Origin of the sequence: Acinetobacter sp. OYA S30 (assembly GCF_033599315.1) — a bacterium.
In the GTDB taxonomy this organism is placed as follows: domain Bacteria; phylum Pseudomonadota; class Gammaproteobacteria; order Pseudomonadales; family Moraxellaceae; genus Acinetobacter; species Acinetobacter baumannii.
In genome coordinates this window covers 153,432-167,606 of sequence record NZ_JAWVAV010000002.1, presented here as the reverse complement: position 1 = coordinate 167,606, position 14,175 = coordinate 153,432, and the positions used below count along the sequence as shown (strand labels likewise).

The window sequence follows — 14,175 nt, the reverse complement described above, 5'->3', positions numbered from 1 at the left end:
GCGCAATGCCACAAGATCAGCATCTCGGCGTCGACAAAGCAAAAATCTTGATTGAAGCTTTGCCATATATTCAACGTTTTTCTGGTAAGACGCTGGTGGTGAAATACGGTGGTAATGCGATGACTGATCCTGAATTGGAAAGTTCATTTGCCCGCGATATCGTTTTACTTAAAACTGTGGGTTTAAACCCGATTGTTGTGCATGGCGGTGGCCCACAAGTTGACTCTTTCTTAAAGCAATTAGGACGTGAGTCTGACCGTATTGATGGTATGCGTGTGACCGATGAAGCTACGATGGAAGTGGTTGAAATGGTCCTAGGCGGTAGCGTAAACAAATCTATTGTTAATTTGATTAATAAACACGGCGGCCGTGCAATTGGTTTGACTGGTCAAGATGGTAACTTATTACGTGCCCGTAAGTTATTAATGGAAAAACAAGAAGAGGACGGTTCGATCAAACATATCGACTTAGGTATGGTTGGTGAGGTGACCGGGGTTAAAACTGATGTATTAGAGATGTTTACCCAAAGCGACTTTATTCCTGTTATTGCTCCATTAGGTGTTGATGAAAAAGGTAATACTTACAATATTAATGCTGACTTGGTGGCTGGGAAGGTCGCAGAAGCATTAGGCGCAGAAAAATTAATTCTGCTGACTAATATTAGTGGCGTATTAGATGAAAACAAAAACCTTTTAACCGGTTTAACGACACAAGAAGTTGACCGTTTAATCGAAACAGGCGTAATTTACGGTGGAATGATTCCTAAAGTAGGCTGTGCGCTTGACGCTGTAAAAGGTGGTGTTGTGAGCGCACATATTGTTGACGGTCGTGTACCGCACGCAACATTACTTGAAATCTTTACAGATCACGGGGTCGGTACGCTCATTTCTAACCGTACACAAACGACTCACTAATTCTTATTAATTTTTATTAAAAGATCACGCTAAGTGGTCTTTTTTTATGCCATTTAATTTTAGTCATTTTTTTGTCATGAGCTTTGACTAGTGTAGTGGGTGTCACTAGGAGCGTTCATTATGCTGGAAAAATTTAATCAATATCGCCAAACCTGGACTTTACCTTTAAATCGCCATAAGGCTAACAATCAAACACAATTCCGCTTTGAATGGGTTGATAATTTAAAAGAATTACAAGATGTACAACGGTTTCGTGCACAACAATTTAGTAAACAATTCGGCATTCAGTTTGAAGATAATTTAGATCAAGATATTTACGATTTTGGCTGTGAGCATGCTGTATTAAGAGAAAAATGGACAGGAGAAATTGTTGCTTATACACGACTTAAGCTCTTCCAAGGCCATGAAATAGGGCAAAGTTACAGTGCTAATGAGTTTGATATTGTCCCACACTTGTCACATTTGCCAAATGTATTAGAGATAGGGCGTACTTGTGTGCATCCACGTTTTCGTAATGGTAAGGCACTTTCAACATTATGGCTGAATCTTGCACCTAAAGTATTGTGGTCAATGCGCGCTAAATATTTGATGGGATGTGTCAGTATTCATCTGCAAGATAATTTGGCTAGAGCGTACTATACACACCGTCAAATTCAGCAATTACCGGACACTAAAACCATCGATATTCGTTCTAAAAAAATCTATGAACCTGAATATCCGGAGTTTAGTTTCCCTCAAGACGAGCGGATGCCGAAACTATTCCAAATGTATTTGAGTATGCAGTCTAAATTATCCAAAGATGCTTTCTTTGATGCTGAATTTAACTGTCTCGATTACTTTGTATTTTTAGAAGTGAATAAAATTGCCACTTCGTTTGTAATGAACAAAATGGCTCAGCGATAAAGTTATCTTATATTTTGTAATAGCGAGCGCATATTGGGATTTACAAGCCAATTTACTCTCATGCACAATAGTACGCATGGGGTAATGAAGTGAAAGTTTAAAAACAATATGTGCCAGCTATTAGGAATGAATTGTGCAACACCAACGGATATCACTTTTTCTTTCCGTGGTTTTTCACAACGCGCAGGAATTACCTCTGACCATAGTGATGGTTTTGGTATTGCCTTTTTTGAAGATAAGGCATGCCGTTTATTTGTAGATAACCAGTCTGCAGTTGAATCACCAATTGCTGATCTTATTCGTAATTATCCCATTAAATCACGTAATGTAATCGCACATATTCGTAAGGCGACTCAAGGCAAAATTACGCTTGAGAACTCACATCCTTTTATTCGGGAGTTATGGGGACGTCACTGGATTTTTGCCCATAATGGCGATTTACATGATTTTAATCCACCCTTGAGCGGACGTTTTACGCCGGTAGGGAATACCGATAGCGAAAGAGCATTTTGTTATTTATTAGATCAATTGGTCGAAGTATTTGGTTATGAAGAACCAACGCTTGAGCAGATATTTGAAGTATTAGAAAAGATTTCTCCTCAAATTGCAGAATATGGGACATTTAATTTCTGTTTATCGAATGGTAAAGCTTTATTTAGTTATGCGATTACTAAATTACATTGGTTAGTTCGAGAATATCCATTTAATAATGCACATTTAATTGATTTAGATGTTGAGGTTGATTTTAGTCAGGTGACGACTCCTGAAGATCGAGTTGCAGTAATTACCACTGAGCCTTTAACTCATAATGAAACATGGATTGCTTATCAACCTGGTGAAATGATTTTATTTCAACATGGTAAACCTATAAAAAAAGCGATTACTCAAGTTGAAAGATTAATACGTGAAGAGAAAAATCCTGAACTTAAGCGTATTACTCGTGCTGACCAATATTAATTTTTTATTGAATGAAATGTAATTTCTTAAGAAATATATATTTTTGTTTATTTAATAATAAAGTATTTTGTTTAAAAAATACTTTATCTTTTTAGTTGGTTAATATTAATTAATTTTTTAAAAATCAAAATCTTAACTATTTATTCATTTTTATTTATTTAAAGCCGACAAAATAGCTTTGTTTTTATTTATACCCTTTAAAGATAAGATGCGGTTTATGCAACAGTCATTGAACATCATTGGGGGTGATGTATGAAAATGAAATGGGCTTCAGAATATAATACTGGTATTGACGTTATTGATGAGCAACATAAACGAATACTGGATTATATTAACGAGATTGATGATGTAAAAGATGATGAGGATAGACGTCGTATTAAATACGTTTTAGACAATATTATTGATTATACGCAATCACATTTTACCTTTGAAGAAAGTTTACAAGAGGAAGCTGATTATAAATATAGAGTGCCTCATAAACGTGTACATGACTTATTTATTAAAAAAATAGAGTTATATCGTGAACGTTTTGAAATGGGCCATACGATTGAAGCAGAATTACAAGAGATCTTGGCTAAATGGTTAATTAACCATATTCAACATGATGATGCCGATTATGTGGGGGCAGTAAAAGAAAATATGATGGGGATTATTAGAGAAAAAGAAAAGAAGAAAGGAAAGAACTGGTTCGCCCGTTTTTTCTCATAACCTTAATTAAAAAAACTCTAATATACAGTTAGCGCGGCAAACTATCGTTTCGGTGGTTTGCTTTTTTTATTGTGCAAACTTTGATTTTCATGCATGAGACGGGCAAAATATCTATAGACTTTTTCAAGGAATGCATAATGCAGGACATACCTATGTCACGATGGTTATCGCCTCTTATGGCGTTTTGCTTATCTTTTGTCATCATGGCCACTTTGGCACCAACCATGGGAATCCAGATTGATCGTCAAATCGATTTCTGGTTATTGTGGTTTGGCACTATGTTGTTATTGGCATTACCAGTTTGTTATTTGGAAATTGCTTTAGCAAAACGATCAAAAACAACCGCTTTAAATGCGTTATCGAGTTTAACTCGTGAAGCTGATAGTTCCCCTAAATGGCGTGTGGTTGGCTGGCTTGCTGTTGTTTTTATTCCTTTCTTAGCGGGTAACGTTCTAAGTACTGCGAGCAATATATTAGTTGCACAGTTTGCCCCAAGCATTTCCGGTCAAATTATTTTTGCAGGCCTTGCAGTTGCTGCCTTGGTATTATCTTTTATTCCACGCCAAATACTCATTTTATTAATGACCTTAGGAGTAATCGCTTCTATTGTGTTGGCAAATACGATGGGCTCGACTTTACAACCTTGGCATTGGACCAGTGTTGAGTTTAAGGAGTGGGGTAATGCAACTGTACTTGCACTTGTCGCGAGCGGGTTAGGTTTAGGGCTTTACTGGCAAAATAGTGTAGGTGCTGTTCAGGTGCAAGAAGGCGCAACGAAAACTGTTCTTCCAATTTGGTTAGCTCAGCTCATTGCTGTGGTTGCTTTTGGCTTTTTCTCGCTTCAGGCTCAATTACCTGTTTTAACGTGGATATTTACTGGCGTAATGACATCCGCGTTATTTGTGCAGTTGGCTAGAGAACAACTTGCTCAGCGTCAGCTTATGCCTGTTTTACAATGGGTGATTATTGTTGTAGCAATTGCAGTTTGGGCTGTGCCGGAAGTTCATAATTTATTCACGCTCATTCTTATGCTGTGGGGCTTACTTATTTGCTTAATCTATGCAGTTTTTGCAGGTTGGATTATGAAAATTAGCCACTTACGTAAATCGATGAATTTTAGCAATGAGCTTTTTTATAACCTATGGCGTATTGCTGTACGTATCGTATTGCCACTTTCAATTATTGTGGCAATGATTGCTGTAATTGGACAAAGTATCTAATGGAACGTACACAACAAGTTTGGGTCGCTTTTGCGGTACCGGAACAACAGTTTTTAATTTCTGTTCCATTTGAAGAGGGAATGACTGCTGCACAGGCAGTTCAAGCAAGTGGTTTATCAAATCAAGTTGATTTGCCTGAACCACTTCAGCTCGGCATTTTTGGAGTAAAAGTAGAAACTAATGCGGTATTACACGCGGGTGATCGAGTTGAGGTTTATCGACCATTAACGATTAATCCAAAAGATATTCGCCGGAAACGTGCTGCGAAAAACCCTGTAGGCAGATACATTAAAGGCAATCGCTTTAAGCAATCAGCTCAATAAGCAAAACCCCTCAAGTATTTCACTAGAGGGGTTTCTTTTTATTAGAAAAAACGATTATAGTGGTGGGGCAGTTAAAATTGCTTCTTTGGAAGCAGGTAAACCTGGTTGCGATTCTGGAATAGTCTCTAAACCTTCAATTTTAGTTACGGTTCCAGTTCCATCAAAGTAAATTTTTAAATGCTGACCATGTGCTGCGGGGATTTTCGCTTTTTTAGCATATGTTCCCGGGATATAGTTGTAGATATAGTCCCAACGTTGTGGATTGAGGGGATCAGTCACTGTTGGGCTACCAAGCAAAAAGCGCACTTGCTGGAAATTCATGCCGACCTGTACTTGAGAGGCTTGAGCTTTAGTCAATGGAGTCCCTTGAGGAATATCAACCTTATATACACCAAAGATTGAACAACCAGCTAGGAGTGAAGTGACGAATAACGTCAGCACGAGTTTTTGCATTTTGCTACACTATCCCAATAAATTATGATGCATTTGATCAAAGGATAGATCATACTTCATCTAAATTCTATTGCCTATTCCAACTTGAGATTTGTTGAGAGACCTTTTTTCATGCCTATTTCCAATCAAGATTTGCGCAAAGCTGGACTTAAAGTTACCCTTCCACGAATTAAGATTTTGGAATTATTAGAAAATTCAAAACAACATCATCTTAGCGCCGAAGATATTTACAAGACTTTGTTAGAGCAAGGGGAAGATGTCGGACTTGCGACAGTTTACCGTGTGTTAACACAATTTGAAGCTGCGGGTATTATTCAACGTCATCATTTTGAAAATAACCATTCTGTTTTCGAAATCATGCAAGAAGATCATCACGATCACTTAGTATGCCAAAACTGTAACAAAGTCATTGAATTTACTAATGATGTTATCGAGAAAGAACAGCATTCTGTAGCAGAACAACATGGGTTTACCTTAACGGGTCACTCATTAAATCTCTATGGTTACTGTAATGAACCTGAATGTCAGGAAGCATTGCGCAAGAAATAATCGTTTTCACATAAAGAAAACAAATAAAAAAGGAAGGTTACGTTTAACCTTCCTTTTTTTATGAAGAAATTACTGGCGGTCAAAAGTTAAATGCTGTTTCCCGTCTGATAATTGATCAGGACCCTCATCAGCAAGTTTAATGGTTAAACGTAAATCGTTCGGTGAGTCAGCATGTTTAAGTGCATCTTTGTAGGTAATTTGACCAGCTTTATATAAATCAAATAAAGCTTGGTCAAAGGTCTGCATACCAAGTTCACGTGAGCGTTTCATCAAATCTTTAATTTCATGAATTTCACCTTTACGGATGTAGTCTGAAATTAATGGTGAGTTAATTAAAATCTCAATTGCTGCACGGCGTGAATTACCATCTGGTGTTGGAATGAGCTGCTGCGCAATCATAGCCTTTAAGTTAAGTGACAAGTCCATATAAAGCTGACTATGACGGTCACTTTCAAAAAAGTGAATAATACGGTCGAGCGCTTGGTTGGCGTTATTAGCGTGCATGGTAGCTAATACAAGATGGCCTGTTTCAGCAAAGCCAATCGCGTAGTCCATGACTTCACGAGAACGGATCTCACCAATTAAGATCACATCCGGCGCTTGTCTTAGTGTATTTTTCAAGGCAATTTCAAATGAGTCGGTATCGATCCCGACTTCACGCTGAGTAATGATGCAGCCTGCATGTTCGTGAATAAACTCAATCGGGTCTTCAATGGTAATGATATGGCCCTTAGAGTTATGGTTACGATGGCTGATCATTGAAGCCAATGAAGTGGATTTACCTGTACCTGTCGCACCTACGAAAATAATAATGCCGCGTTTGGTCATCGATAAATCTTTAAGTACAGGCGGTAACTGCAAGTCATCAATTGAAGGAATCTTGGTTTCAATACGACGTAGTACCATGCCTGGCATGTCGCGCTGCTGAAAAGCACTGACACGAAAACGCGCCGTTTTTTCACGGTTCATAATGGCAAAGTTACATTCACGAGTGTCTGCAAATTCTTTGCGTTGTTTTTCACTCATGATGGAATGTAACAGTTGACCAATCACTTCCCCAGAAAGACTGTTTTTTGAAATTGGAACAATTTGCCCGTTAATCTTCATAGAAGGCGCAACGCCATCTGTAATAAAGAGATCCGATGATTTTTTTTCAACCATCAGGTTGAGCAGGTCATTAAAATCCATAATTGTATTCTCGCTATTTTGTTATTTTTATAGGAATGATTCAGGCTGTTTTGCCGCAGTACGTGCGGTTTGTGGACTAATCACACCGCGAGCGACTAAGCCTTTTAAGCTTTGGTCTAGTGTGGTCATGCCATGATTGGCACCAGTTTGAATGGCTGAGTACATTTGCGCGACTTTGTTTTCACGAATTAAATTACGAATAGCCGGAATACCAATCATAATTTCATGGGCTGCGACACGGCCACCGCCATTCTTTTTAAGCAGGGTTTGTGAAATAACCGCTTGTAAAGATTCTGACAGCATGGCACGAACCATGTCTTTTTCTTCGGCAGGGAATACGTCAATCACACGGTCAATAGTTTTTGCAGCTGACGTGGTGTGGAGTGTACCAAACACCAAGTGACCTGTTTCGGCAGCGGTTAATGCCAAGCGAATAGTTTCAAGGTCACGCATCTCACCGACCAAAATAATATCAGGGTCTTCACGCAGTGCTGAGCGAAGTGCTTCATTAAAGCCGTGTGTGTCACGATGCACTTCACGCTGGTTAATGAGACATTTCTTAGACTGGTGTACAAATTCGATTGGGTCTTCCACCGTTAAAATATGGTCATAGCGGTTTTCGTTAATATAATCGAGCATCGCTGCAAGCGTAGTTGATTTACCCGAACCTGTTGGACCCGTCACCAGTACAATACCACGAGGATAGTCGCAAATATCTTTAAAGATTTGCCCTAGACCTAGATCTTCCATGGTGAGGACTTTAGATGGAATGGTACGAAAGACTGCACCAGCACCACGGTTTTGGTTAAATGCGTTAACACGGAAACGTGCAACATTAGGTACTTCAAAAGAAAAGTCAGTTTCGAGTTTTTCTTCATAGTCACGGCGCTGTTTATCATTCATGATGTCGTAGACCAAACGGTGGACATCTTTATGTTCTAGAGCTGGTAAGTTAATACGACGAACTTCACCGTCAACACGAATCATTGGTGGCATGCCAGCAGAAAGATGTAAATCGGACGCGCCATTTTTCACAGAGAAGGCGAGTAGCTCTGTAATATCCATAATTTCCCCAAGTAAATCAAAATATGTCATTATTTTGTAGAATAATATACGGCTTTCACCGAGGCTTACCAACACCTCGCTTTAGGTGAAAAGCAAAAAAGTTTTTTGAAAATGAGAACCTTGTCAATGAATTACCTGCAAGATGCGCGACAGCATGTATTACAGCAAATCAAAACAGCTTGTGAACTTGCTCAGCGTGCGCCTGAAACTGTGCAACTTTTAGCCGTATCGAAAACTCATCCGAGTGAAAGATTGCGTGAAATGTATGCAGCAGGACAAAGAGCATTCGGCGAAAACTATTTGCAAGAAGCTTTAGATAAAATTGATGCTTTACAGGATTTGGATATTGAATGGCATTTCATTGGTCATGTTCAGCGGAATAAAACTAAGCATTTGGCAGAGAAGTTTGATTGGGTTCATGGGGTAGATCGTTTAATTATTGCAGAACGCCTATCTAACCAACGTGGTGATGACCAAGCTGCGCTTAATATTTGTTTGCAAGTCAATATTGATGGGCAAGACAGTAAGGATGGTTGTGCACCGGAAGACGTTGCCGAGTTGGTTGCTCAAATGAGTCAACTACCGAAAATCAAGTTACGTGGTTTAATGGTGATTCCGGCTCCTGACAATACAGGTGCTTTTGCAGATGCCAAAAAATTATTTGATGCGGTAAAAGTCCAACATGCTCACCCAGAAGACTGGGATACATTGAGTATGGGAATGTCGAGTGATTTAGAAGCCGCAATTGCCGCTGGTTCAACCATGGTACGTGTAGGCACAGCTTTATTTGGGGCTAGAGACTATTCGCAAAAAGGCTGATGTAAGCGATTTCTTACAGAAATTGCGGCCTTTTGCGGCTATGGCAGACCATGCTTTTTTTGTACTATGAACTCATCAGGAAACAGGATGTTTCTAAGAATAACAATAAAAAGTCATGAATGGATGCAGACAGGTACGACAGGAGTCATACCAACGCAGAATCTAAAAAAGCCCCGACAGGATGTCGGGGCTTTTTAGTTTTTAACCCACTATTTCAATGGTACTTGCACCAGCGCCAAGTGGTTTCACTTGAATTTGTACAGGAATGCGTTCATGCATTTCTTGAATGTGTGAGATGAGAATGACCTGACGTCCCTGATTTTGCAGTTGGTCTAAAGCATTCATGACCATGTGCAAAGATGAGGCATCTAAAGTACCAAAACCTTCATCAATAAACAGTGATTCAATTTTCATTGAACCCGATGCCATATTGGCAATCGCTAAAGACAAGGCAAGGGCAGTTAAGAACGACTCACCGCCAGATAAAGAGGCAACTGAGCGGGTTTCTCCATCCATGTCGTGGTCAATAATGGCAAGACTTAAGGACTGATCAAGACGTTTTAGCGTATAACGCTGAGAAAGTATCGCCAGTTGTTGGTTGGCATGTTCAACTAAAATATCTAGGTGATATTGCTGAGCGTAGTCACGGAACTCTTTACCTTTAGCATCACCAATCAAGCCTGAAATTTTGCTCCAGCGATGTTCTTCTTGTTGAATGTTTTGAATTTGCTCAGCGTATTTTTGCTGTTTGGCAAGGTTTTGCTGATGTAATTCAAGCTTCAGCTTTAGCCCGTCACGCACTTCAAGCTGTGCTTTGAGCTTTGCAATATTGTCTTGAATGAGGGTAACGAGCTTTTCGTATTCAATATCTGGCTGAGTTTGTAAGTGCTCGCTTAATTGCTCTTGCATCGTTTTAAGGGCAGAAGAGGCTTCACTTAATAAACGCTCGGCATGATTAAGACGGTTGCGAATGTCTTGCTCTTGGGCTGAATTGATCTGCATGAGCGCCGTAAGATCATGTGGCTCAAAATCAGTATAGGCTTTTAACCAGTTTTGAATTTGCTCATCAATCTGCTGCTGATGTTGTGCAGTGTGTTGATGTTGATGCTTGAGCTGATCGAGCGCCTGTTTTTGCTGTTCAAAGTGCTGTCTGGTTTGTTCAAAACGTTGTTTAGCCTCGTGATACGCCGTCTGTTGTTGCTGACGTTTAGCGTCATGCTCAATTAGCCATTCGTGCGGTTTAATATCGGCACGGCCCGTCATTTGCTGAATGAGCGACACCGCTTTTTCATTATTTTGTTGGCCTTTGAGCGTAATCTCTTGGAGATTTTGTTCGATCTCATCAATTTGCTTGGTCATTTGCTCAAGGTTGGCAGCTAACATTTTAAGTTCTTGCTGCTGTTGTTCAAAACGCTGTGAAAGCTGTTCTTGTTGTTCAAGTTGCTTAGCACGTGCATCCAGAATAGCCCAAGTCTGCTTAGCTGTTTGGCTACTTGCTTGCTGCCATGCGTGCTGTTCGGTTTCCGATAAACACTCGACAATATGTTGAACTTGTTGTTGCCATTGCTGTGCTGTATTAAGCAAACTTTCATTACGCTGAATAGTTTGAATAAGCTGATTGTGTTGTTTAATCGCTTGGGTTAAACGCGCATTTTCTGAATCAAATAAACTTATGGCAGTTTGTGTCGCTTGTCTCAGCTCATTAAGTGTTTGTAAGATTTGTTCAGGAGCTTGATTAAGCTCAATGTGTAATTGATTGAGGTTAAACGCTTGCTCAAGTTCTTGCTGTAAGTGCGTCTGTTTTACTTGCAGTTGAGCTAGATATTTCTGAACTTGTTCAAGCTCGGCCCAGCACTGAGTAAGTGCATGTTGCTGGGTTTGCCATGCATTAAACTTAGTTTGCTCGAGTGCAATAGCTTGTTGCTCTTGCTGTTGCTGCAAATCGAATAAGGCCTTAGAAACTGCTCTGTCATCAATACGGTAGGGGTGATGTGTGCTTCCACACACTAAGCAAGCTTCGCCGTCTTTAAGATTGGCCCGTAACTGCTCAATATTTTCGGTGTGTAATAAACGTTGCTGTTGCAGGATGTGCTGTAAATTTTCACGTTCAATTTTTGCTGTTTGGTAGTCTTGTTCAGCTAACTGGCAAACGGTTTTAAGCTGCTCTTCTTGCGCGGAGGCTTGAGTATGTTTTTCGGTGAATTGCTGAAGTTCAGCATATAGCTCATGATAAATTTTTATTTTCTGTTGAATCAGATCTAACTGTGTGACTTGAGCAAGTTTCTGATCTTTATCTTTACGTTGCTGTTCAAGCTTTAACTCAACTTGTTCAACTGTGCCGAGTGAAGCTGTGAGTTGTTCGAGTTCACTTTTAGCTTCCGATAATTTTTGGCGGGCAAGGGTAGGATTGCCAAGCTGTTGTTCAATCGCTTGGTAATTTTGAATAAATTGCCCAAGTTGATGAAGATGCGCTGAAAGGCCCTTATCTAATACAGCATATTGCTGAGTCTGGATCAGCTGCTGTTGTAAATGAATTTTGTTCTGCTCAAGCTGTGCAATCTGCTGTTGTACAGCGTTCTGCTGCTGTTGCAGTGGGTTTAGTTTTTGCTCAAATAACTGTCTTTTTTCTTTGCACTTTTTATATTCATCGGCAATAAAGGCACGTTCTTGAATGGAATGTCGAACTTGATTTAAAGCTTGTTGATGCTGTTGTTCAAAATCGAGGGTCTGTTTGAGCTGTTGTTCTGCAAGTTGATATTTTTTTTGTCCCGTTTCAAAAATTTGTACCAACTCATTAAACTTGGTTTGAGCTTGCTGAATTTGCGGTTCAAGTTGTTGTAGGGTCTGTAAATTTTGAGCTTGCTGAAAAACTTGTGGGCGTATTTCAGAGAAAACTTCAAGACGTTTTAATTGCTCACGTTCACTAGCCAGTTGTTGATGGTGATTTTGCTGGGTTTGAAACTGTTGCTGTTTTGTTTGAACTTCTTGCTCAAGTTTTGCTTTGCGTTCAAACCATTGTTGCTGTTTGTCTAAGACATGTTTTTGCTGTTCTAACTGTTGATAGTTTTGTTCGGCTTGCTGGTATTGCTCGGTAAATGCAGCAATCTCTTCATCAGACAAAATTTCAATATGGCCTAAAAACTCTTCAAGCTGTTTACGCTGCTTTGCAATATCGGCTGTTTTACGAAAAGCCAGTTCACCGATTTTGGCGAAAATGCTGGAGTTGGTCAGGTACTCAAGTAATTCACCACGTTCGCTGTCTCGAGCTTTTAAAAAAGCAGTGACTTCTGACTGCGCAAGTAATACGGCACGAGTAAACTGCTCAAATGAAAGCTGGGTAATTTGTTTAACTTTTTCATCAACCGCTTTGGCTTTATCAGCAAGCACGACACCATCGGTTAAGCATTTTAAGTGGCGCTGTACGCTTTGTAATTTACCATTTGGGTTTTCACGTGCCCGCTTAATTTCCCAACGAGCCAAATAGCGTTTTTGATCTTGCGCAATAAAACAAAGCTCAGCAAAACCATGTCCTGTACCACGACGTAAGACAGTTAAAGGCGAATTGGTCAGTAACTCGGAACCATCAACATCTTTTAACTTACCATCGCTGTCTTTAAGGCGAGGAACCCGATTAAATAAGGCCAGACACATGGCATCTAAAATGGTCGATTTACCTGCGCCAGTTTTCCCCACAATCGCAATAAGACCTGCATGGGCCAGAGGTGCGCTTTCAAAATCAATAAAATGTTCATCAGCAAGCGATGCCAGATTTTTTATTCGAATGGATAAAATTTTCATGACATATCCTTAATGGCTTGCATCATTTTCAAGATGTTTTTGTGCTTCTTGTACCAGACTCAGAAAATCTTTTAAGACCGCATCATCGGCACTGTAACCTTGTTTTTCCCAGATATTTTGAAAGAGTTTTTCTGGTGTTGGTGGTTCAAGTGCGATTTGCTGAGTAGTATTTGAATCGGTGGTGTCTTTGTTCACATATTGACGTGAAATACGTACTAAACGATAGCGGTCAGGTGGTAGGGCTGCTTCAAACTGCTGACGTAAATTCGGCTGTGGCGGCGTTAAACTATAATATTCAATATCGACATATTCACGGTGGTCAATATTTTCAATCATGCCGTTTGGTAATGCTTTGAGTTGTTGCAGCACCTCGTTTAGCTCACCACGAATGCGGTGCAATTGTATGCAGCGCGGAATTTCCACAGCTTCAAATTGCAAACGGTTGTCCGTATCTTGAGAAGGGTCAATTTTGACCTCAACCACTTGGTGTTTATAGTTAATTTCACTAAAAGAAAGTGGAATGGGTGAGCCGCTATAACGAATGTGCGGCTGGCCTACTTTTTGTGGTTTATGTAAGTGCCCTAAAGCGACATAGTCGACAGCATCTTCAAACAATGTCGTCGAAAGTGCCTCTTCATTACCAATAATAATAGGGCGTTCAGAGTCGGATGTTTCCCCACCTTGCATATGGGCATGCGACATCAAGATAAGCGCTTGGTCTGGTGTCTTACGACGTTTGGCTTCGGCAATGAGTTGCTGGTGCAAATAGGCAATCGCGTTTTTGCTATTGGTGGTATGTTCGTTAAAGCCCGTAATTTCGGCCGAACGTAAAAAAGGCAGGGCAAGGCACCACGCCACAATATCTTGATTTTGGTTATAGATAGGTAAAAGCAGTCGATCGAGGTCTAGAGTTTTATCTTCATTCCAGCGAACCACACCCACGGTTTTTGCATTGTATTTTTCTAAAAGTGGCTCGACCTGTTCAATACGGTAGCCTGAGTCATGGTTACCCGCAATCATGAGTGTTTGCATGTGCGGTGCAATACGATGGGCATCTGCTAAAAATTGGTAGAGTTGTTTTTGTGCTTGAGAACCCGGGTTAATGACATCAAAAATATCGCCAGCAATAAGCAGGGCATGTGGCTGTTTTTCTTGGATTTGAGTGAGCAACCAGCTTAAAAATTGTTGGTGTTCGTAATGTCGTGAGTGATTATAAAAAAACTGCCCCAAATGCCAGTCAGAAGTATGTAGAAAATGTACGGACATAGAAACAGACAT

13 protein-coding genes are annotated in these 14,175 nt (G+C 40.0%); 8 read left to right on the top strand and 5 right to left on the bottom strand.

Going from position 1 to position 14,175, the window contains the following annotated elements; all coding sequences use genetic code 11:
• Positions 1–5: 5 nt before the first annotated feature.
• The 6 genes from argB (at position 6) to R5R67_RS02040 (ending at position 5,025) form a co-directional block, all read left to right on the top strand.
• Positions 6–914: an acetylglutamate kinase gene (argB, locus tag R5R67_RS02065; protein ID WP_001135419.1), complete on the top strand. Its 909-nt coding sequence runs from the start codon at positions 6–8 to the stop codon at positions 912–914.
• Between the two features lie 120 nt (positions 915–1,034).
• Positions 1,035–1,817 (top strand): GNAT family N-acetyltransferase, encoded by a 783-nt coding sequence (locus R5R67_RS02060; RefSeq protein ID WP_000890283.1) that lies wholly within the window; start codon positions 1,035–1,037, stop codon positions 1,815–1,817.
• Positions 1,818–1,925: 108 nt separating this feature from the next.
• Complete coding sequence (locus R5R67_RS02055; RefSeq protein WP_000336551.1) at positions 1,926–2,774, top strand: class II glutamine amidotransferase; 849 nt, start codon at positions 1,926–1,928, stop codon at positions 2,772–2,774.
• A 252-nt stretch (positions 2,775–3,026) separates the two neighbouring features.
• Complete coding sequence (locus R5R67_RS02050) at positions 3,027–3,482, top strand: bacteriohemerythrin (protein WP_000782979.1); 456 nt, start codon at positions 3,027–3,029, stop codon at positions 3,480–3,482.
• Between the two features lie 152 nt (positions 3,483–3,634).
• Positions 3,635–4,702, top strand: a complete 1,068-nt coding sequence (locus tag R5R67_RS02045) for a membrane protein (protein WP_029749783.1) — start codon at positions 3,635–3,637, stop codon at positions 4,700–4,702.
• Positions 4,702–5,025, top strand: a complete 324-nt coding sequence (locus R5R67_RS02040) for an RnfH family protein (protein WP_000442589.1) — start codon at positions 4,702–4,704, stop codon at positions 5,023–5,025. The genes R5R67_RS02045 and R5R67_RS02040 overlap by 1 nt, the downstream gene beginning before the upstream one ends.
• 54 nt (positions 5,026–5,079) lie before the next feature.
• Here R5R67_RS02040 and R5R67_RS02035 read toward each other — a convergent pair whose 3' ends face one another.
• Positions 5,080–5,478, bottom strand: a complete 399-nt coding sequence (locus R5R67_RS02035; RefSeq protein WP_001170994.1) for an outer membrane protein assembly factor BamE — start codon at positions 5,476–5,478, stop codon at positions 5,080–5,082.
• Positions 5,479–5,589: 111 nt separating this feature from the next.
• On the opposite strand from R5R67_RS02035, the gene fur reads away from it, so the two are divergent.
• Positions 5,590–6,027, top strand: a complete 438-nt coding sequence (fur, locus tag R5R67_RS02030; protein WP_001122847.1) for a ferric iron uptake transcriptional regulator — start codon at positions 5,590–5,592, stop codon at positions 6,025–6,027.
• Positions 6,028–6,096: 69 nt separating this feature from the next.
• On the opposite strand, the gene R5R67_RS02025 is transcribed toward fur, so the two are convergent.
• Together R5R67_RS02025 and R5R67_RS02020 are read right to left on the bottom strand one after the other, a co-directional pair.
• The gene (locus R5R67_RS02025) at positions 6,097–7,215 is read right to left on the bottom strand and encodes a PilT/PilU family type 4a pilus ATPase (RefSeq protein ID WP_000347034.1); all 1,119 of its coding nucleotides are present in this window, start codon (positions 7,213–7,215) and stop codon (positions 6,097–6,099) included.
• 27 nt (positions 7,216–7,242) lie between these two features.
• Entirely contained in the window at positions 7,243–8,280 is a 1,038-nt protein-coding gene (locus R5R67_RS02020) for a type IV pilus twitching motility protein PilT (RefSeq protein ID WP_000355489.1), read from the bottom strand.
• Positions 8,281–8,406: 126 nt separating this feature from the next.
• On the opposite strand from R5R67_RS02020, the gene R5R67_RS02015 reads away from it, so the two are divergent.
• Positions 8,407–9,099, top strand: a complete 693-nt coding sequence (locus R5R67_RS02015) for a YggS family pyridoxal phosphate-dependent enzyme (RefSeq protein WP_001108503.1) — start codon at positions 8,407–8,409, stop codon at positions 9,097–9,099.
• A 201-nt stretch (positions 9,100–9,300) separates the two neighbouring features.
• Here R5R67_RS02015 and R5R67_RS02010 read toward each other — a convergent pair whose 3' ends face one another.
• Together R5R67_RS02010 and R5R67_RS02005 are read right to left on the bottom strand one after the other, a co-directional pair.
• Positions 9,301–12,897 carry an AAA family ATPase gene (locus R5R67_RS02010; RefSeq protein ID WP_000698802.1) on the bottom strand — a complete coding sequence of 1,199 codons (3,597 nt, stop codon included), beginning with the start codon at positions 12,895–12,897 and terminating at the stop codon, positions 9,301–9,303.
• 9 nt (positions 12,898–12,906) lie between these two features.
• Positions 12,907–14,175, bottom strand: a complete 1,269-nt coding sequence (locus R5R67_RS02005; protein ID WP_002040557.1) for an exonuclease SbcCD subunit D — start codon at positions 14,173–14,175, stop codon at positions 12,907–12,909.